We start from the raw sequence: 20,346 nt of genomic DNA on the forward strand, positions 1-20,346 counted from the left end.
TTTCATGACACAAGCTCAAATATAATTCATCACAGCTGCGTTCGGGTGTGTTGCGTTATTCCGCGTTATAGATTGAACCGTCTCGATCCATCTGAGTCAGCAGCAGGCGCATATCAAATTCTAGCTGGTGGTAGTCCGGCTCCATGTGCGAACACAATTGGTAAAACGCCTTATTGTGTTCTTTTTCGCGGACGTGGGCCAGTTCATGTACCACAATCATGCGTAGTAAAGGCAGCGGTGCGTGTTTAAACACAGTAGCCACGCGGATTTCATTTTTTGCTTTAAGCTTATTGCCATGCACGCGAGAAATGAAAGTATGCAACCCGAGCGCATGATTCACCACGTGAATTTTGCTGTCGTACGCGACTTTACTGATCGGCGCGGACTTTCGCAGGTACTGGTTCTTAATCTCCATCACGAAATCATACAAGGCTTTTTCGGATTGAATATCGTGAGACTGCGGGTATTTTTTTAGCAAGAACCGCTTGAGTTTATCTTCTTTGATCAAGGTCTGGACTTGATCTGTCAGTGTAGCCGGATAACCTTGAAGATATTTGAGTTCTTGCATGTTTGTTCGCTTTTAAGAAACACAGAAAGGTTGAATTTTAACGGCCTTGCGACAGCGGCGCAAGCAAGCGATTTTCACGTTGTCGCGTCAGGCAAAAGCGCCACTTCGCTAAACGCGCGTTATACCGTTTTTTATGAGAAGAGAGAAGAAAGTAAGATGGAATTACGCTTACCGCCACCACTGATTTTATTACTTACCCTCGTAGGTATGTACGCGTTAACGCAGTACTGGCCGTTATTCACCTTCGGCTTCCATGGCCAGTGGTGGGTGAGCGGCGGGCTGTGCCTGATGGGGGTCATACTCGGGTTAGCCGGTGTACGCGCTTTTGCCGTGGCACAAACGACCATTGATCCCCGATACCCGAATAAAACGTCTAAGTTAGTCACAACTGGCATTTATCAGTACACGCGCAACCCGATGTATCTCGCCCTGCTGTGCTTCCTGATAGCCGCATTCGTGTATTTTTCTGCGCTATCGAATGTGATCATGTTGTTATTTTTTGTGCTTTATATGAATCATTTCCAGATCGCAGCGGAAGAGGCGGTTTTAGAGGCGATGTTTGGTGAGAGATACACGAAATACTGCCAAGAAGTAAGACGTTGGTTTTAATGACTGTTAATTCGCAATAAAAATGAGGGGAAAAGACGAATAACGCAAGTTAATGTATTTTACATACCACCGCAGTAGAAAAATCCTGACTATGATTAATAAAGATGCGAGGTATATCACCTTTACCATTACATTATCACCACAAGGAGTCAGGTATGGGATTGAAATGTACATGGCAACAAAATGTGCTGCCTATTCTGCGTTTACCTTTGGCATGTTTATTTGCCAAAGGTGATGATGTTACCTTTATTCGTCCGGCTTATCGGCATGACCAACCTTGTGGTGCCAATAAACACCTTCATTTACTGACCCAAGCACAACAAGAAATCGTGGCATTGAAATTGGCGATTAAACAAGCCGGCTATCACGTGAGTGAAATTGTCCGTGCGGAAGTTACATTGTCGTCAGATGTTGATGAATTTCAATTGGGAGAATTATGCGAATTACTGGATACCTTACCGGGTGAAGTGGAGGTGCATTATGAAGAAAAAGGTCTGTTTGCCAGTGATGTGCCGTTAGCCAGCACACAATTGATTGCCATAGAGGCGATGCTGATTCATTGAAGTAAGGTGAATTTATTAAGGTAATCGTGTGAGTGATAGCTTGCTTTTATGTTGAATCTCGCAGAGCGTGTTGATCACCGCCTTACAGTGAACAGAGAGCTTTTTTGTTAATGAATTATTTTCTGCTAGAGAGCGCCAATTTTTGGCGCTCTTTTTGATCTCTGCGTGAATAGCGCCCTGTGGTTGGTCTACCTTTTGAGAAACGGTATACACTTGAGGCAGTCGCAATTTTTGCCATTTGCGGCACTAACGATAAGAGGACTCGGTATGAGCAATATTCACGGTATTCATATTGATGTTGAACAAGTGGGCAATCAAATTTTCATGGAGTTTAAAGCGATTGGTACACTGACGCACAGTGACTATGAAAAAATCACGCCATTGATTGAAGATGCGATGGAAGGGATCGAGGATCCCATCATTAACGTCTATATCGACGGCACGGAATTTGAAGGCTGGCAGTTGCAGGCTGCGTGGGATGATTTAAAACTGGGGCTGAAACATGGCCGAAAATTCCACAAAGTCGCGATATACGGTAATCAACGCTGGCAAGAAATCATGAGCAAAGTCGGTGCTTGGTTCATCAGTGGGGAAGTGCGGTATTTTGATGACTCGATGGATGCGATCAACTGGTTGCGCGTGTAGCGGGCTTCGATGGTCACGGTACAAGAGTGTATGACATACGCATGCGATGCATTATCTGCGACCCGCTACATGGCTTTGAAGTATCACTTGAATTACTATAAAAGCAGCCTTAGGCAACGGGCTGCTTATCATCGCTGCCTATGATGGCTTTTGTATTTTAGGGATGATGTACACAGCCGAATCGAGACTGTGTATACCTCGGTATTGGGTATAACTGCACAATGAGTCGATTAATTTTGAAACACACAGTATTAAGTAGCGCACTTGTACTGGCTCTCTTTCCCGTATCTTGCTGGGCTGACGCGGTAGAAAAAAAAGCAGAGAAAGAAGCGCAAAGTGCGTCTGAATCTTTCGTCACGCCGGAATCGGTGAAGAAACGTTTACGCTATTTTGCCGGTGTGCGCGGTGGCGCCAGTTTGATCGGTAACGATGACAGCGCCATTTTTGCCCAAGGTGGCACCGTGGACTCGGAAAACAGTGGTATTGGTCACTTCGGTGCGTTTGATATTGGTACTTACATGCCCGATGAGCGTGGACGGGTGTATTACAGTTTTGAATACCACACGGCAACCACCCAGTTTGAAGGGAAAGACGCTTACGACACACAGGCGATGCTTCACCTGATCAGCGCGGATCACTTTTTCCAGCCGGATTTGAATATACGCCCGTTTGTGGGGTTGCATGTGGGTTACGCGTTTGCGGAAACCGATTCGGACTTTCCTGACAACTATGAAGACAGTGGTATCGTTTTTGGGGTTCAGGCTGGGTTGGGTTGGGAAGTCACGCAACGTCTGGCGCTTGAGATAGGCATTCGCCATACTGTGTTGCCCTCTAAACGCCAAGCCTGGCAAGCAGAAACCGATACCGGAGATGCCGTGACGGTGGAATCGCAATTGAAGGGCGTCAGTTCGGCGTATTTGGGGGCGAATTATCGCTTCTGATCGGTATTAACCTACCTGTTTACTCAGAAATTTAGCTGCGTATAATGCGATGCCGCAACCTGAATCAATAAGGACTTCAATTTGAAGCTATTTGTAAGAGATCTTACGGTTATCGATGCATCGTACTTATGCGAAGCGCGTGGCATGGTAGGAGAAAGTTGGATTCTCGATGTCGTGATGTCGGGTGAGCTGAATGAAATGAGCATGGTGCTCGATTTCAGTCGCGTGAAAAAGCAAATCAAACAGATTGTCGATGAATATGTTGATCACCGTTTGATCGTGCCGAGCCAAAGCGAAGCCATTCGCATTGCGTCGACGAAGCCGGGTTATTCAACGGTTGATTTGTTGCGCGGTGATAACAGCATGCACCTTCACTGCCCAGACGAAGCCTACTGTTTCATCGATGAAACCACAGTAACGGTTGAGTCTGTAACCCGTCACTTATATCAGGTGTTGGCAGGTAAGCTTCCCGACAATGTACAAGGGCTAGCGTTAACGCTTCGCCATGAACACATTGACGGTGCCTTTTATCATTACACGCACGGCCTTAAAAAGCATGATGGCAACTGTCAGCGTATTGCGCACGGTCATCGCTCGCCGGTTGAGTTGTACATTGAGGGTTTGCGAGATGCCGCGTTAGAACAGCAGTGGGCAAACCGCTGGCAAGATATCTACCTCGGCAGTCAAGAAGACGCATGTTCGGTGAGCGCATTGAATCTGAGTCAGTGGGCGAGCGTATCGAATGACACTCATTACGGTTTCCGTTACACCGCGCCACAAGGCGAGTTTGAGCTGGCGATTGCCCATGCTGAAACGGACATACTAGAAACTGACACCACGGTTGAATTGCTGGCACAGTTTATTGCTGAGCAAGTGCGTGACGACGTTGCGATGGGTAAAACCATTGAGGTGGTGGCCTACGAAGGTGTCGGCAAAGGCGCTATGGCCACCAGTACAGGTCGCCAACAGTAATCGCTCTTGATTCATACCGATAAATGAAAGCCTCAGCCTGTGTGCTGGGGCTTTTTCATTTGAGAGTGTTAGCTCGATTTATTTATAGGCGCCTGCCGAGTAGTGCAGCTCATAACTGTGAGAGTAAATTTCCAGAATGTTGCCAAATGGGTCTTCCATATAAATCATGTGATAAGGTTTTTCGCCTGGGTAATAATAGCGTGGCGCTTTCATCCGTCGTTTCCCGCCTGCGGCCACAATTTTTTTCGCTAATCCTTCCACATCTGGATCTTGTACACAGAAATGGAAGATGCCGGTTTTCCAGTATTCAAAGTTATCTTCAGGGTTGGTCTGGTTTTTAAATTGGAACAACTCCACCCCAATGCGATCACCGGTTGACATATGTGCGATCCGGAATCGATCCCAGCCTGCACCAAACACATCGGTACACATTTCGCCAATGGCGGAGTCATCTTCGACGACGTCAGTCGGTGGCATGATCAGATACCATCCCAGCACCTCTGTGTAGAATTTTACGGCAGCGTCGAGATCGGGCACTGAAATACCAATATGAGAGAAGGTGCGCGGATAGGGTCTTTCGGGTGTGTGCGATGACATACTTCACCTCTTACTTGCTGATGGTAGATTGACGATGAGGAAGGGACGGCAGCACTAATCAGAAATAGCTGTTATGGCGAGCAGTCATTATAATAATGGAAATTTATTAACTGCTTGAGTACGACAGCATGCTGAATCCCGTCTGGCTTAATACGTTCAAAACCCTGATTGAGATCGGTCACTTCACCCAAACCGCCGAAAAACTCTTCATGACGCAACCGGGCGTTAGCCAGCACATCAAAAAGCTGGAAGTGGCCTGCGGACATGATTTGATCAAGCGTATTAACAAGCAGTTTGAACTGACCGAGCAGGGGCGCTTGGTGTATGACTATGCCTTACGGGTTGCCGCAGAAGAGCAGCAGTTGCTGGATAGCTTAAGCTTTGATGATCCGTTTGAAGGCGCGTGTCGGATATCCTGTTCCGGCTCGTTGGCATTGTGGTTGTATCCACAACTGCTGACGCTGCAAAAAGCCCATCCCAAATTAACGATTTCCTTAGAAGTGGCGCCGAATTATAAAATTCTCGATGGTTTACAAGCGGGAACGGTTGATTTGGGCATTGTTACCCATATTCCTAACCCCAGTTTGTATCACAGCCGTGTATTAGGACAGGAGCCACTGTGTTTGGTGCTGCCATCGGCTTATGCTGATACCGCCATCACGCCCGAAGCGTTGCAGCAATGCGGTGCCGTCATGCACCCAGATGCCGCACATTATCTGTCACTGTATTTTGAGCAATGCGGGAATGCGGAATTTGCCAGCTTGAATGTGGATGCTGTACCAGCCGTCAGTTATATCAATCAACTGAGTCAGATCTTGCTACCTGTGGCCGAAGGGATTGGCTTTACCGTTTTACCGCAAAGTGCGATTCAAGCCTTTCCCCGTAAAGCTGATCTAGTGTTGCATACCCCAGGCTCCCCAGTGGTCGAAACCTTGTATCTGGTCACTAAACGTAATCGTGATTTGCCAGCGCGTTATCAGCAAGTGATTGAAACATTGGACGGCAAATTTGCGTAATGTTGAACTGATTCGCTGATGCCTGCGAATAAGGCATAACGACTATCACCGCTTTATCGCGAGCACAGAGTAGGTATGCCAATGCTTCTCAAATCCTAGCATGGTCGTACCTTGTGCATCGCGTTCATTCCATTCAATGATGTCAAAATCCGCCAAGAGGGACGCCAATTGCGTACGTGTCACTGGGGCGGTGGGTGATCGGTAATTTTCGGCCCAACTGTCTTTCACTCCCATGAAATCGCCAGCAAACACACCGCCAGAGGCTAAACTGGCGACAAGCCGTTGCCATGTTGATGTGAACGTGTCGGGATCGGCAAAGAAGAGGCTGGAATTGGCGATAAGCACACCGCATTGGGGGTAGGTAAATGTCTCGAAACTTGCTTGTGTCAGAAAAATGGGGGCATGAGCTTCGAACCGCTCACGGCAAATGGTGATGGCATCAGAATTAATATCAAAAGCATGCACGGTGTAGTCTTGCGAGGCTAAAAATTGAATATCGCTGCCGGTGCCACAACCACAGTCAACGGCAATGCGCGATCCTGATTGGTTTAATGTAATCGCACGTTCAGTGCGTGGCGTATGAGGACGACGCAATGCTTTATTGTAAAATTGTCGCCAGTTTTCTGCGTTTTTATCCATAAAGAAATATTGTCCTTTGTGTGCATATGAATGATGAATTTGGTGGGATATTCACTGCGGATGATACGGGCAGTGATCTGTTCCTACATCGGTGCTGACACTGCGCACGTAGGGAGTGGTTCCCGCAGAGGTAGTGATGGTTTTTACGTTGACGGCCCAATAAGCATTGGGACGTTTAGGGATAGGCAGGGCATTTATCCCTGTCATTTGAATAATCATAACGGACAGAAACGTTGGATAAACCACACGTTGGGACGGAGGACGAAAATAGCGAGGCAACGCGCGAAGATCACTGCAAGAAAGGGGCAGGGTTTACAGTAAGACTGAGGTGACAGGGGCTCACCGTCGTTGGCAGGTGGTACAGCCTCGGCAGGCAGAACGGGTATGGCGATCTAAACGGCCGCGTTGAATCTTGCAGTAACCATTTTTAAATGCACGGCGGGCAGAAAACCAATCGTCTGGTTTGGCGAGCAGCACATAGCCATAGCAGGCTTTCATTAAGGGTGTGCGGTATTCATTGATGAAGGTGCTGTCAAAGCCAATATCGAAATAGGTCAGTGCCTCTTCGATACAGGTAAAGCGGGCAATTTTTTCTTGGATATCGGTATAGCTCATAACGGTACAATATGCTGCAAACAAAAGACACGGTAAACAGTGGCGAGCCATCGCTCATCAATGTTTGTTGTGACAGTAGTATACTCGCTCGCTCAGCTATGAGCACGGATTAAGCGCAGAGCTTAATCATGGTGCGCAAACGCGTACAAAGCATCTGCCAGTTGTAAAATGTAGCTGGCATCTTCAATTTGATCTCGCTTGTCTGACAACGGACTGTCACCGTGCGATGCACCCCAAATCGCCCCAGCCATGGCGGCGATGGTGTCGGTATCCCCACCTAATTGAATAATGTGCGTTAACATGGCATCAAAGGATTGTGCGCGATATTGCAGCGCAAAATAAATGGCTGTGATGCAAGAATCCGTGGCAGTCATGCCATTGCCCAAGCGTTGTTTGAGCATGGTGACAGGCACCGGAAAATCGATAGCAATTAAGCTTCGACAAACAGTGAGTTTTTTCTTGAATTCGGCATGCTGCGTTTCTGTGATTAAGCGGTCAAGCAACGCCAAGGGCGGCGTGTGCGTTAACGACAAAGCGGTTGCAATCGCAATCAATGTCGCGCCTTCAATACCGAGAGTGTGGGCGTGTGTGATTTCTGCGCTCTGTGCGACGGTTGTTTTGATTTGTTCAATATCATAGGGGAAGCACAGTGCCACAATGGGGGCTCGCATGGCAGCCCCATTACCGAAGGAACCTTCTTTAAACTGTGCACAATTGACCGACCGCCAGTTTTTACCTGCTCGAATGCTTTTGAGAAGTTTTGCGGCGCTGGGTCCATAACCTCGTGACCAGCGATAACTGTTGGCAAGGGTATGAGCCAAATGAGATTGATCAAGTTGCTTGGCAGTTAAAATAGAATGGGCAATGTCCATCGCCATTTGTGTGTCGTCGGTATAGCGCAATAAACCATAACGATTTCTGCCCAGTAAACGCCAAAGTAACCGTTCCATCGTGCCGCCTTCATAGGGGGCGCAGAAAGTATCGCCAATGGCTAAACCGAGAAAACAGCCTCGATATTGTGTTGCGGTAATAGCAGGATGGGATGAGGTGTGTGACGGGGAACGGTCGGCATCTTGTGTTGGCGTGCGTACCTTTGTTGCGCTCATGGATACATTCCCCTTTAAAGTCACCAAGCCGATATTGTGATCTCACCTTAGATGAATGTCGAAGTGGCACGTGGATTCAGTCTTGGATCTGCAAACTCACTCGCAAAGAGGGCGAATGAAGCCCCTGAAAACACCTAAAGATTGTGATGTTTATAAGGGGCTGGTTTGTGCTTGTGCGCGAGAAAGGGATTAAAACTATTGCGCCTTTTGCTWCTGTTTTTCCAATTGCTTCATGTATAAATTGGCACTCCAGCCAAAACTGATCGTAAGCACGACATATTGCATGAGGACGGCAATGGAAAGCGCGATGACCCATCCCCATACAGGAATAGCGTTCCACAGCGTAGAGAGTTCATCACTGAATTGGTCGCCTGCATAGAACCATGTCATAAGCAGCGTTGCGACCAAGGAAATCACGATAGAGTACAATAAACAGTAACCGACTAAGCGGCGCTTTTCCGTTTTATTCGGGGGCCTATTTTGGTCAGAAACAAACTTGAACGCGATCCCCATACTGGCACCGACAAGAATACCGATGGACGCGCTGGTGCCTAAATCGAGTTCAAAAAAGGTGACAATAACGTCAAAGACGATCATTAACGCGGTATATAGTACGGTGAACATGATGACGTACTTTTTGACCGGTACCGTACCAGCAGAATGTGTATTGCTATCCATAATATGACTTCCTTGTTTTCACGTTGCTATCATTATCTATGGAATAAACACGGTGGCAATCGCTCTAAGGTAAAAATATTAAGACGTTCTAAACTCAGCAATATTTATAACGTGCTTAATATATCAATGGTTGACATTCACGTTCTTGAAAAGTGGGCAATGAGCAGAAATACCTCCCTGACAAAATGTCGTATTGCCGGGAGGATAAATGAAGCTTGATTATGAGCGATGAACAACATTTTTCTTATACTGCTGAACATAGGCGTGCCGAGTCCAACCAAAAATGACCGCAAGTATCATTAAGTGAACAATGCAATTTCTAATGATGTAGGAGAAAACAAAGCTGAACTCTCCGTCAGACATTATCGCTAAAATACAGGCCTCAGTAAGTAACGCAATGACCATTGATAGAACTGTCGTAACGCCGACAAGTTGAATGGTTTCAGCATGGTTGGGCGGGCGTCTTTGATCGGAGTAAAAATGTTTTACGGTTAAGATGCCAGGCGGGATTAACAGACTCATGTAAACGATGTGCCACACATTCCAGTCTAATAGATCGATAACCAGAACAGATGTGAAAAATATAGCACCGTAGTATTTGCAAAATAATTGAAAATATTTTGATAAAGATACCATTTCTGTTGTTGAACTACCCCAATTCAAAGTATCACTTCCTTGTGTATGATTTGAGGCGTCAGTATCTTGAGAATCGTGCTGGATTCAATATGCAGAGAGATGAACTGACAATAGACTCGAAAAATTTTAATAGAACAACTCGATACAAACAGTAAATACAAGTGTTCTGTCACGGAACGATTCGATGAATAGTGAGATTTATTGTTGTCGAAGCCTGAACGCATCCTCAATAATCAATAAAGCACGAAGCTGCTGGTTGCATGCCTTGTTCCTAAATAACGGGTGGGTTTTGTATTTCGTTTTCTTCTGCTTTTTCTATTTCGGTATAGCTTTCTTTTTCTATATGGCTTTCTTTTACGGTGCAAGTTTCACGCACCATTTCACAGAACATCTGTCCATTAATGGCAATGTGTTGCGTGAAAATAAAGCCAGCTTTTGTTGTGTGCGCCACATAAGAGCGCACATTGTCGGTATGCACGTAGGTGTAAACAAACGGGTAGCGGCTTTGCATCGCATTCAGGCTATAGGCAAAGAGGGCTTCAAACACCCCTTGTCCACGATAGGTTTTACTGACGCACACTGGCCCCCAGAAATAGCTGTTTGATTGCGTCAGCGGCCCTTTGCGGTATGGCACATTCACCAGTTGCTCAGCAATGCGAACGAGGTTGTCAGAGAAGGACCAAAATCCCCAAGATGCGCAGATCGCCATTGCCACGATGGTGGGTGGGTGTTGCGGATCTTGGGTTTCTTCAACCACAAAGATGGCGTCTTCCGTGTCAATCACCGTGCGTAATAGCTCAACGGGCAATACCGTATTGAGGAAGCCATCGGACTTCTCACTGCAACTGACATGGGCAATGTGGCAGCTTGTCTGTAAGGCAATCAAACTGTCGATATCATCGGTGGTGGCGCGTCGAATATGCATGTGACTTCCTTTTCTTGCTTATCCTTTACTTGGCACTGTGAACGCAATGTGATGGAGATACATTCAGCTTTCCTTGTGAATGCACGTTTAGTCAGTATCCATGTAAGGACGGATGCGGCAAGTAGTAGGGGCGGGAATTGATAGGGGGATCGAAAGCTGCGTGTAATGGCAATGTTCGATTCAAACCCTGAATATCAGTGCGTTGTCACGGAACGTTTCAATGAATAGTGATAATTATCTTTATGAAAGCCTGAACACATCTTTAATCTGTCAAAGACTTAGCAATGCGAGCAATACTATTGTTAACGCAACTATTGTTAACGCATCGTCGCTAGGGAGGGGTTTATGTCTTTTATCCAGTCATTTGGTGCCGCAGAGACGGTTACCGGTTCCTGCCACTTTCTACAACTCGACAACGGGCCTAACATTCTGATCGACTGTGGTTATTTTCAAGGTGAAAATGAAGAACAGACGTATGCGCCCTTTGATTTTGATCCTAACGATGTCGACATCGTTTTACTCACCCACGGGCACTTAGATCATGTCGGACGTGTGCCGAAATTGGTGAAAGAAGGGTTTGATGGGCGACTCATCGCCTTGCGCGCGACCATGGATTTGGCTGAGGTCATTTTAAAGGACAGCGCCAAAATTGCCGAAGAGGATTATAAAACGGCAATGAAAAAGGCGCGAAGAGTCGGGGGTGAAAAACAGATCCCTCTCCCTATCTATACCAGTGATGATGTGAAGGCGGTGTTTGATTTAATCATTCAATACGCCAATTACAATAGAGCCATTAAGTTAACGCCTGACGTTACCGTGACCTTCAGAAATGCCGGGCATATTCTTGGCTCGGCCACCCTTCAGATCGACATCAACGAAGATGGCCATAAAAAAACGCTGGCCTTCAGTGGGGATCTTGGTAGCCGTCGGGATCTGATCATGACGCCGCCGGATGCCGTTAAAACAGCGGATACGCTGTATATTGAATCGACCTATGGCGACCGTGATCATAGTCCTTTAGATGAAACCATCACCGAGTTTAAAGACATCATCATCAATACCTTGAATAACCGGGGTAATGTGTTGATCCCATCCTTTGCGGTTGAGCGGACGCAGGAGGTATTGCTACTCCTAAAAGAGATGTATTACGACAAAGCGTTGCCCCCCTGTAAAGTCTACTTAGATTCGCCCATGGCGATACGCGCCACACAGATCTATAACCACTACCACGCAGAACTGAATGACTCTGCGCAACAGATACTGTTACGTGATGGTGCGATTTTTGAGTTCCCTTATCTGCACTATTCACTCAAAAGCAAAGACTCCATGCGCATTAATAAACAGGAAGAGGGCTGCATTATTATTGCAGGCAGCGGTATGTGTACCGGTGGCCGTATTTTGCATCACTTCAAACACCGTTTATGGGATGAGCGCAACAGTGTCATCTTTGTTGGCTTTCAGGTGCAAGGCTCGTTGGGGCGACAGCTGATAGAGGGGGCAGAGTCCATTCGGATTTTTAATGAAACCATTAATGTGAATGCCCAAATACACACACTTAACGGATTCTCAGCCCATGCAGATCAAACCGATCTGCTCGCATGGATGGGTGAGTTTGAACAGTTAGGGAAGGTGTATTTGATACACGGCGAGGCGGAGAAACAGGCAGTGTTCAAAGACGTCATTCAAGAACAGCTCGATAAACCCGTTCACATCGTAAAATACGGAGAGAAAGTGTACGTGTAGTGAGTTGCTAAGTTCGGTTACAGGTAATCAAATAGCCCCGCCAATGACGGGGCTAAGAATCAATATGGTGCAATCGATTAGCGTTCTATTTATTCGAGCGTTTCAATTAGAAAACAGCGTTTATGCCATCAAACAGTATGCTGAGTCCGCCCAGTAAGAAAAGCGCGCCTTGCAGAACATACCGAGATTTCGTGAACAGTGAGGTGGCATTTTTCGCAATCAAGAAGCTCACAGCACCCACCAATGAACAGATGATTCCCCACATAAAATCATCAATCACTGGGGTAAAAATGACCGCATCATGTATCCCTTCTGTCGCGAAGTTATAACCTACGAACGCCAGAAAACTGGTTAGCCCAATTAAGAAGATAAATCTGATGAGTAGCGTTTTATTATGAGAATCCATTTTTGCTCAACTGAAGGTGCTATTTCTAAAAGTACGGCTTGAAAAATATGGCTTGTTAGCCAGAATGGGGGAGAGCATAGCTGGCAACCTATTGTTAAGCAATGATATTACACCGTCATACGTTTCACGGTGAGTGCTATATCGTCACGTTGCCGTTTCTTGCAGCAGTGCAATCAAGCAGTCTATGTCGTCTGTGGTGGCACGTCGATATTGCATAAGACTTCCTTGTGAATGCGTATTGAAGCTAGTATCCATGTACGGTTCCGACGAGCAAGGAAGAAAGCATGAATTTGTTAGGGGGATCTAGAGCAGGAAGAAAATAATCGGTCAATATAAGTACACCCCATCACGCTTGTGATGAGGATGTACTTTAATTTAAATGGATATTTATCCTTCAAAATGTCTCTCGATTTTATTATTTGTTTGAATAAGTTTTTCTGTTAGTGAAGGAATGATATTTTTGTCTATGTGTTTATCCAAGAACTGTTTTGCACTATGGTATGTTAGATATCTGTAGTCTATATTCTTGGTTTGATCTATAGGGAATAATGATGCGATATTTGATTCGCTCATGTTTCTATAGACTACGACATTAATATCGTATTTTTTGTTTTGGTCTGGGGCGTAGTCATCCCATTGCCACCATTCCATTCCAATAATTTCGTGCACCATTGCTTGAGGACCAAATTCCTCATATTTTAACACGAGATAATCTGATTTTTTCTCAGCAGGTGCTGTGATACACCCAGAAGAGAAAAGTAGAATAAAAGTAATAAATAGGATTCTCATATTTAACTCAGCATTTCACTTTTGATGTTGCGGAAAGATATATCCCTTGATCATGTGGAATAACAATAATGCTACTTAACCAGTGGTAATCTTTTAGATTCGTTGCTTCATATAGATCTTTGCCAATGGTATCCCAGTGTACTTCATAAACTTTACCTTTAGAAAAAAGCCAGACATGTTTTCCACCTCGTGATATCCCAACTCCGAATTTTACTCTTGAGAGTGATTTTATATCAATGTTGTTGACTTTAGTTTTGGGTGCGTGTTTTTTTACTTTTTGAAATCCAGGGAATAATGGATGTGTAGGAGAATAGTTTTGTACTGCAAAATGAACGGGGATATTATAATATTGACATTCTGTTATAGCGATATGACTAGTATAGGGATGTTCATTACTTTCATCTAAAGGGTGATTTTCATCTGGGTTTACATAAACACCTTTCCAACCATGTTGTCGAACAAGGTATTTTGCTAATTCAGTACCTTTTTCTCCCAAAGACCATACGTGCTTAGCTGCAACTTGATTATTTGATTTTTCAAACGCGTAACTCAATACGTTTAAGGCGTATGTTATGCAATCGGTAGTGGTATAGTCTTTGTATTTTTCAGGATTACTTCTTTTCAATTCAATCCCAACTTCATGATCATGATTATTGTATAGGTCAAGAAGTTTYTCCATCGCATATTCTGTAAATTTCAATTGTTCCTCCGAAGCACATGATTTAAATATGAGGCAATTATCTGATTCTTTACTAGATATGATCGCTATTCAACAAAGGAGAGCAAATAATTATTATTATTGGATATATTTCAATGTCTTTTGTAACAGAATGATAAAGCGACATGTGAATTATTGTTTTAATGAAAGAGGGGCGCATAAAATGCGCCCTTATGATAGATGTGATAATAATATTTTGATTTGCCCCTTACTCTTCCATATAGTTCTCAATACCCGGGCATGAGCACACCAAGTTACGGTCACCGAACACGTTGTCGACGCGGTTGACGGTTGGCCAGTATTTGGCGGCTTTCGCATGCACAGACGGGTAACAGGCGATTTCGCGGCTGTAGCTGCGGTTCCACTCGGCATCCATCAGGTCAGCTTGGGTGTGTGGGGCATTCACCAATGGGTTGTCTTTCACATCCCATTCGCCGTCTTGTACACGGGTGATTTCATGGCGGATGGCGATCATCGCCTCACAGAAGCGATCCAACTCAGCCAAATCTTCCGATTCTGTCGGCTCAATCATCAGCGTACCTGCGACCGGGAACGACATGGTGGGCGCGTGGAAACCGTAGTCCATCAGGCGTTTCGCCACATCTTCTTCCGTAATGCCGGATGCTTCTTTCAGCGGACGAATGTCGATGATACATTCATGCGCAATGCGGCCATGCGTGCCACGGTAAAGCACCGAGTAGTGCGGGCGCAGACGCTCCATCACGTAGTTGGCATTCAAAATCGCCAGCTTCGTGGCTTCGGTCAAGCCCGCTTCACCCATCATGGCAATGTAAGCATATGAGATAGGCAAGATAGACGCAGAGCCTAAATCGGCTGCAGAGACAGCGTATTGCAATTGCTCATGCTGCGGTTGAGTGGCCTCTTTTTCCACATGCCCAGGCAAGAACGGGGCAAGGTGCGCTTTCACACCAATTGGGCCCATGCCCGGGCCGCCGCCGCCGTGCGGAATGCAGAAGGTTTTGTGCAAGTTAAGGTGCGACACGTCAGAGCCAATAAAGCCCGGATTGGTCAGGCCAACTTGTGCGTTCATATTGGCGCCGTCTAAGTACACTTGGCCGCCGGCTTCATGCACCAGTTCACACACTTCCTGTACTGCTTCTTCATATACGCCGTGGGTCGACGGGTAGGTGATCATGATGCAAGAGAGGTTATCGCGGTGCAGGGCGATCTTGGCTTTCAAGTCTTCTACATCGATATTACCGAGCTCATCACAACCCACAACCACGACTTTCATCGACACCATGGCCGCAGAGGCTGGATTCGTGCCGTGGGCAGAGCTTGGGATCAAACATACATTGCGGTGCGCATCGCCGTTGGCTTCGTGGTAACGCTGAATCGCCACCAAGCCTGCGTATTCCCCTTGTGCGCCGGAGTTCGGCTGGAGCGAGAAAGCATCGTAACCGGTGATTTCACACAGCATGGCAGAGAGTTTGTCTGCCAGTTCTGCATAGCCTTTGGCTTGATCGGCAGGGGCGAATGGGTGCAGGGCACCAAATTCTGGCCATGTCACCGGGATCATCTCTGCGGCGGCATTGAGCTTCATGGTGCAGCTGCCCAGTGGGATCATGCCGTGGGTGAGTGAGTAGTCTTTGTTTTCCAGCTTTTTCATGTAACGCATCATCTGCGTTTCGCTGTGATGCTGGCTAAATACCGGATGGGTTAAGTATGCGCTGGTACGGCGGCAAGTTGCCGGAATGGCTGCAAACTCGTCGCTGGCAATGTCATCACTGAACATGGAGGCTTTCAGTGCGTTACCGGCAAATACAGCGAGCAGGGCTTCAATGTCATCGACCGTGGTGGTTTCATCAATGCTGATACCCAGCGCGGTGCCACACGGGAAACGGCGCAGGTTCATGCCTGCATCCAGCGCTTTTTGATAAAACTCGCCGGTTTTCTTGCCTGTATTCAGGGTCAAGGTATCGAAGAAAGTGTCGTTCGCCAGCTCAATACCGGCATTGCGTAACCCTGCGGCCAAAATCGCAGTGAGGTGATGAACGCGACGGCCGATTTTACGCAAGCCTTCCGGACCGTGGTACAGGGCATAGAAAGCGGCCATGTTCGCCAGCAGTGCCTGTGCGGTACAAATGTTCGAGGTCGCTTTTTCACGACGAATGTGTTGTTCGCGGGTCTGCATTGCCATGCGCAGGGCTTGGTTGCCGCGGGCATCTTTCGATACACCAATCACACGGCCTGGCATGGTGCGCTTGTGTTTGTCTTTGGTTGCCATGAAGCCTGCGTGTGGGCCACCAAAGCCCATCGGCACACCAAAGCGTTGGGCCGAGCCCACGACAACGTCTGCACCCATTTCACCGGGGGCGTTCAATACGGTTAATGCCAGCAGATCAGACGCGACAGCGACCAAGGTTTTCTTGCTGTGGGCTTGTGTGATGATGTCGGTTAAATCCGTGATGTTGCCCGTGGTACCCGGGTATTGCAGCAGGGCGCCGAACACATCGTGCTTGTCGAGTTCGTCAACCGTACCAGCGATAACTTCAATGCCGATGTATTGGGCGCGAGTGCGTACGACGTCGATGGTTTGTGGGTGCAAATCGTTAGAAAGGAAAAACGCTTTGCTTTTGTTCTTGCTGGCGCGTTGGCACAGCGTCATGGCTTCAGCTGCTGCGGTCGCTTCATCTAATAGGGAGGCGTTCGCCAGTTCCATGCCGGTTAAGTCCATGATCATCTGTTGATAGTTCAACAGGGACTCAAGGCGGCCTTGAGAAATTTCAGGTTGATACGGGGTATACGCCGTGTACCAGCCGGGATTTTCTAATACGTTACGAAGGATGACGTTCGGGGTGTGGGTGTTGTAGTAACCCTGACCGATAAAGCTGCGATTGATGGTGTTTTTCTGCGCAATGGCTTTGAGTGCCGCGAGCATGTCGGCTTCGCTTTGTGGTTGCGCTAACGCCATTGGGGCGGGCAGGCGAATCGCTGCGGGCACGGTTTCTTCAATCAGTTGGTCCACACTGGCGACACCAATTGTATCGAGCATGGTGTGTTGTTGTGCGGCATCCGGGCCGTTGTGACGACCTGCGAATTCTGTGTCGTCACTGAGTGCGTGTAGAAGCGTCATCTCGGTCATGGTCTTATCCTGAATGGTTTCTGTCCTGAACAGTTACTGCCGCTGCACGTGAGCATGATGCAGGGCGAAGGAGAATAATCGAGGCTACCGTCAAACGCGGTGAAGCGATTGAGGTAAAAGAAGAAAGGCTTTCAGGGATCGCCTGAAAGCCTTTGCACGGTTATTCGTCGATGCTATCGAGGTACGAGACGCTGTCGATCAAGTTACTGAGTTCTTCAACGTCAGTGATTTTAATTTTGGCGATCCAACCGCCGTCATACGGTTGTTCATTGACCAGTTCAGGGCTGTCTTCCAGCTCTTCGTTGATTTCAATGATTTCACCGGTCACTGGGGCATAAATGTCAGAGGCCGCTTTCACCGACTCCACCAGCGAGAACGATTCGCCCGCTTCGGTTTTATCGCCGACATCGGGAAGGTCAACAAATACCACATCACCGAGTAAGCCCTGAGCGTGATTCGAGATCCCCATTGTGATGGTGCCATCGCCGTTATCGCGTACCCACTCGTGGCTTTCCGTGAACTTCAGTGTGTTTTCCATGTAAAACTCCTTGCGCAATCATTCTGCAGATGATGTTGGTTATGTCGGGCTGATGCAGGTGCTCAACCCATCATGAATGTATACCTTCTAGGTGTGCCGTTTTCGGCGTATTCAGTGCGTATGCAATGATTGATTTTTGTTTTATTTATACGTGGCGCGCTGTCTTCTGTCTGTGACCAACGCTTTCTTTGTACGTAAAAAGTCGGTATTTGGCCTTTGGCTTATCGCGTTCTGAGACAAGAGGCAAAAGGTCGTAGAAAAACAAGCGACTAACAACTCAATAACATACCTGTCGACGGATAAGCGATCAAACAAAAGTTTCCAATAGTGGAACATTGCACACTTTAATGCCATCAATCCTACGCAATCGTTTGCTTTTTGTCATCCCAATTCCTAGAATCGATCGGGAAAGATGTAAATTTAACGGTACGTTTACGGTGTGGCACAGGGTGTTAGCCTGATACACCCTATGGCGTGTAGAACCATGACCTAAAGCCACGACGCGAAACCAAGGATGGGTGTATGAACGATGAGCAACCGGTTGATGTTTATCCGTCTATGACGGTGGTGAATGCGCAGGATGGTGAACGGTCGGACAAGATTGAACCGCTGCAGTTAGGGAAACGTTTAAAAGAAATTCGCGTCACGCTGGGGCTGACACTGGAAGAGGCGAGTAAGCGGACAGGCTTGGCGCGCTCGACATTATCAAAAATCGAAAATGAGCAAATATCTCCGACGTTTCAAGCCATGCAAAAGCTGGCATCTGGTTTAGATGTTGATATCCCACAGCTTTTTTCTCCGCCAAAACAGATCCGTGCGACAGGTCGGCGTGATATCACCCGTCACGAGGCCGGTAAACCACACCCAACAACGACCTATGAACACGAACTATTAGCCACGCAACTGACCAATAAAAAGATGATGCCGTTTAAGTCGCGGGTACGAGCGCGCCATTTTTCGGATTATCCCGACTGGATCCGTCACGACGGCGAAGAGTTCTTATTGGTGTTAGCCGGCGAGGTGATGTTTTATACCGAATTCTACGAGCCCGTGTCGCTCTGCGAGGGGGATTCGGTGTATTACGATGCGAACATGGGGCACATGCTGACCTCTGTTAGCGAGGCGGATGCCTTGATTTTATGGGTCACCGCATCATAGCGGATAGCGCGTGGTCACACTGTCACGTCGCAGCACGCATTCAACGTGATGATCATGGCATTCTGTGACGGCAGGCGGTTGGTGTTGTCGTCAACCTTGTTTATTATACGAAACAATATACAAAACACGGATTAACATCGGTGTAACGGTTTTATGGAAGAGTGCCGCATAGCGCGGTGGATGGAGAAGAAACGTATGTCTCAAGAACTACAGGTCACACCATTACACGCATTGCATATCGAGATGGGCGCAAAGATGGTGCCTTTTGCTGGGTATGATATGCCTGTTCAGTATGCGCTGGGTGTACGTAAAGAACATCTACACTGCCGTGACGCGGCGGGATTATTTGATGTATCGCACATGGGGCAGCTGCGTTTACACGGCGACAATGCGGCAAGCGCACTGGAAGCTTTGGTGCCCGTCGACATTATCGATTTACCGGAAGGTAAACAGCGTTACGCGTTTTTCACCAACGCGCAAGGTGGGATTTTGGATGATCTGATGGTGACTAACTTCGGTGATCATCTGTTTGTGGTGGTGAATGCGGCCTGTAAAACGGAAGACATCGCGCATATTCAAGCACACCTGCCTGCCGATGTGACGTTGGAAGTGATTGAAGATCGTGCATTGCTGGCGCTGCAGGGCCCGAAAGCCGCCGAGGTGTTAGCGCGTGTGAACCCTGCCGTGAATGACATGGTGTTCATGGATGCCCAAGCCCTAGTATTAAACGGCGTGGAATGTTTGGTCAGCCGTTCCGGTTACACCGGTGAAGACGGCTTTGAGATTTCCGTACCCGCAGCAGATGCCACGGAACTCGCTAAAGCGTTACTGGCAGAGAGCGAGGTGGAATGGATTGGCTTAGGCGCACGTGATTCATTACGTCTAGAGTGTGGCTTGTGTTTATATGGCCATGACATTGATACCACTACCACGCCAGTCGAGGCCAGTTTGCTATGGGGGATCAGCCCCGCGCGTCGTGCCAATGGCGTGCGTGGAGGAGGCTTCCCTGGGGCCGATGTGATCCTGTCACAAATTGAAACCAAAGATGTCGCACGCAAGCGAGTCGGATTAGTGGGGCAGTCAAAAGCGCCGGTGCGTGAAGGCAGCAAACTGTTTGATGCGGCAGATAATGAAATCGGTATTGTCACCAGTGGTACGTTTGGCCCAACCAAAGGCGTACCGGTTGCGATGGCGTATGTCCAAACGGATTTCGCGGTGTTAGGCACCGAGATTTTTGCTGAAGTACGCGGTAAGAAGCTACCTATGGTCGTAGAGAAAATGCCGTTTGTGCCGCAACGTTATTTCCGTGGCGCGTAGCTGTGCAAAATAGCTTTCGGTAAATAATACCGTGAATGGTCAACACCCAGTGACACGCCTG

At 47.3% G+C, this 20,346-nt stretch carries 21 protein-coding genes; 9 read left to right on the top strand and 12 right to left on the bottom strand.

Features of this window, described 5'->3' with window-relative positions; all coding sequences use genetic code 11:
- Positions 1-55: 55 nt before the first annotated feature.
- Complete coding sequence (locus L4C36_RS12935; RefSeq protein WP_428478219.1) at positions 56-568, bottom strand: M48 metallopeptidase family protein; 513 nt, start codon at positions 566-568, stop codon at positions 56-58.
- Positions 569-724: 156 nt separating this feature from the next.
- On the opposite strand from L4C36_RS12935, the gene L4C36_RS12940 reads away from it, so the two are divergent.
- The 5 genes from L4C36_RS12940 (at position 725) to L4C36_RS12960 (ending at position 4,298) form a co-directional block, all read left to right on the top strand.
- Positions 725-1,177 carry a methyltransferase family protein gene (locus L4C36_RS12940; RefSeq protein WP_428478220.1) on the top strand — a complete coding sequence of 151 codons (453 nt, stop codon included), beginning with the start codon at positions 725-727 and terminating at the stop codon, positions 1,175-1,177.
- A gap of 155 nt (positions 1,178-1,332) precedes the next feature.
- Positions 1,333-1,740 carry a hypothetical protein gene (locus L4C36_RS12945; RefSeq protein WP_428478221.1) on the top strand — a complete coding sequence of 136 codons (408 nt, stop codon included), beginning with the start codon at positions 1,333-1,335 and terminating at the stop codon, positions 1,738-1,740.
- Positions 1,741-2,007: 267 nt separating this feature from the next.
- Complete coding sequence (locus tag L4C36_RS12950) at positions 2,008-2,385, top strand: SpoIIAA family protein (RefSeq protein WP_428478222.1); 378 nt, start codon at positions 2,008-2,010, stop codon at positions 2,383-2,385.
- A gap of 221 nt (positions 2,386-2,606) precedes the next feature.
- A complete protein-coding gene (locus L4C36_RS12955; protein ID WP_428478223.1) occupies positions 2,607-3,326 on the top strand; it encodes an outer membrane protein in 720 nt (239 codons plus the stop codon).
- Between the two features lie 81 nt (positions 3,327-3,407).
- Positions 3,408-4,298: a 6-pyruvoyl trahydropterin synthase family protein gene (locus L4C36_RS12960; protein ID WP_428478224.1), complete on the top strand. Its 891-nt coding sequence runs from the start codon at positions 3,408-3,410 to the stop codon at positions 4,296-4,298.
- Positions 4,299-4,376: 78 nt separating this feature from the next.
- Here the strand turns inward: L4C36_RS12960 and L4C36_RS12965 are convergent, their stop codons facing one another.
- A complete protein-coding gene (locus L4C36_RS12965) occupies positions 4,377-4,895 on the bottom strand; it encodes a lactoylglutathione lyase family protein (RefSeq protein ID WP_428478225.1) in 519 nt (172 codons plus the stop codon).
- Between the two features lie 128 nt (positions 4,896-5,023).
- On the opposite strand from L4C36_RS12965, the gene L4C36_RS12970 reads away from it, so the two are divergent.
- Positions 5,024-5,911 carry a LysR family transcriptional regulator gene (locus L4C36_RS12970; protein ID WP_428478226.1) on the top strand — a complete coding sequence of 296 codons (888 nt, stop codon included), beginning with the start codon at positions 5,024-5,026 and terminating at the stop codon, positions 5,909-5,911.
- Positions 5,912-5,956: 45 nt separating this feature from the next.
- Here L4C36_RS12970 and L4C36_RS12975 read toward each other — a convergent pair whose 3' ends face one another.
- The 5 genes from L4C36_RS12975 to L4C36_RS12995 form a co-directional block, all read right to left on the bottom strand.
- Positions 5,957-6,550 (bottom strand): class I SAM-dependent methyltransferase, encoded by a 594-nt coding sequence (locus L4C36_RS12975; protein ID WP_428478227.1) that lies wholly within the window; start codon positions 6,548-6,550, stop codon positions 5,957-5,959.
- 339 nt (positions 6,551-6,889) lie between these two features.
- A complete protein-coding gene (locus tag L4C36_RS12980) occupies positions 6,890-7,165 on the bottom strand; it encodes a nitrogenase-stabilizing/protective protein NifW (protein WP_428478228.1) in 276 nt (91 codons plus the stop codon).
- Positions 7,166-7,287: 122 nt separating this feature from the next.
- Positions 7,288-8,271 carry an ADP-ribosylglycohydrolase family protein gene (locus L4C36_RS12985; RefSeq protein WP_428478229.1) on the bottom strand — a complete coding sequence of 328 codons (984 nt, stop codon included), beginning with the start codon at positions 8,269-8,271 and terminating at the stop codon, positions 7,288-7,290.
- A gap of 195 nt (positions 8,272-8,466) precedes the next feature.
- Positions 8,467-8,949, bottom strand: coding sequence for an ABZJ_00895 family protein (locus L4C36_RS12990; protein WP_428478230.1), 483 nt, complete (start codon positions 8,947-8,949; stop codon positions 8,467-8,469).
- A 907-nt stretch (positions 8,950-9,856) separates the two neighbouring features.
- The gene (locus L4C36_RS12995; RefSeq protein ID WP_428478231.1) at positions 9,857-10,510 is read right to left on the bottom strand and encodes a GNAT family acetyltransferase; all 654 of its coding nucleotides are present in this window, start codon (positions 10,508-10,510) and stop codon (positions 9,857-9,859) included.
- 345 nt (positions 10,511-10,855) lie between these two features.
- Here L4C36_RS12995 and L4C36_RS13000 point away from each other — a divergent pair, with 345 nt between their 5' ends.
- Positions 10,856-12,253 carry an MBL fold metallo-hydrolase RNA specificity domain-containing protein gene (locus L4C36_RS13000; RefSeq protein WP_428478232.1) on the top strand — a complete coding sequence of 466 codons (1,398 nt, stop codon included), beginning with the start codon at positions 10,856-10,858 and terminating at the stop codon, positions 12,251-12,253.
- Positions 12,254-12,359: 106 nt separating this feature from the next.
- On the opposite strand, the gene L4C36_RS13005 is transcribed toward L4C36_RS13000, so the two are convergent.
- From L4C36_RS13005 to gcvH, 5 genes are all read right to left on the bottom strand, one after another.
- Positions 12,360-12,659 carry a hypothetical protein gene (locus L4C36_RS13005; protein WP_428478233.1) on the bottom strand — a complete coding sequence of 100 codons (300 nt, stop codon included), beginning with the start codon at positions 12,657-12,659 and terminating at the stop codon, positions 12,360-12,362.
- Positions 12,660-13,046: 387 nt separating this feature from the next.
- Positions 13,047-13,448 carry a hypothetical protein gene (locus L4C36_RS13010; RefSeq protein WP_428478234.1) on the bottom strand — a complete coding sequence of 134 codons (402 nt, stop codon included), beginning with the start codon at positions 13,446-13,448 and terminating at the stop codon, positions 13,047-13,049.
- A gap of 7 nt (positions 13,449-13,455) precedes the next feature.
- A complete protein-coding gene (locus L4C36_RS13015; protein ID WP_428478235.1) occupies positions 13,456-14,148 on the bottom strand; it encodes a hypothetical protein in 693 nt (230 codons plus the stop codon).
- Between the two features lie 226 nt (positions 14,149-14,374).
- Positions 14,375-17,272, bottom strand: coding sequence for an aminomethyl-transferring glycine dehydrogenase (gcvP, locus tag L4C36_RS13020; protein ID WP_428478236.1), 2,898 nt, complete (start codon positions 17,270-17,272; stop codon positions 14,375-14,377).
- 160 nt (positions 17,273-17,432) lie between these two features.
- Entirely contained in the window at positions 17,433-17,810 is a 378-nt protein-coding gene (gene gcvH, locus L4C36_RS13025) for a glycine cleavage system protein GcvH (RefSeq protein ID WP_428478237.1), read from the bottom strand.
- A 522-nt stretch (positions 17,811-18,332) separates the two neighbouring features.
- On the opposite strand from gcvH, the gene L4C36_RS13030 reads away from it, so the two are divergent.
- Positions 18,333-18,968, top strand: a complete 636-nt coding sequence (locus L4C36_RS13030; protein ID WP_428478238.1) for a helix-turn-helix domain-containing protein — start codon at positions 18,333-18,335, stop codon at positions 18,966-18,968.
- A 195-nt stretch (positions 18,969-19,163) separates the two neighbouring features.
- Complete coding sequence (gene gcvT, locus L4C36_RS13035; RefSeq protein WP_428478239.1) at positions 19,164-20,285, top strand: glycine cleavage system aminomethyltransferase GcvT; 1,122 nt, start codon at positions 19,164-19,166, stop codon at positions 20,283-20,285.
- The last annotated feature ends 61 nt before the right edge of the window (positions 20,286-20,346 follow it).

It is taken from the genome of Photobacterium japonica (assembly GCF_050337005.1).
GTDB lineage: Bacteria > Pseudomonadota > Gammaproteobacteria > Enterobacterales > Vibrionaceae > Photobacterium > Photobacterium japonica.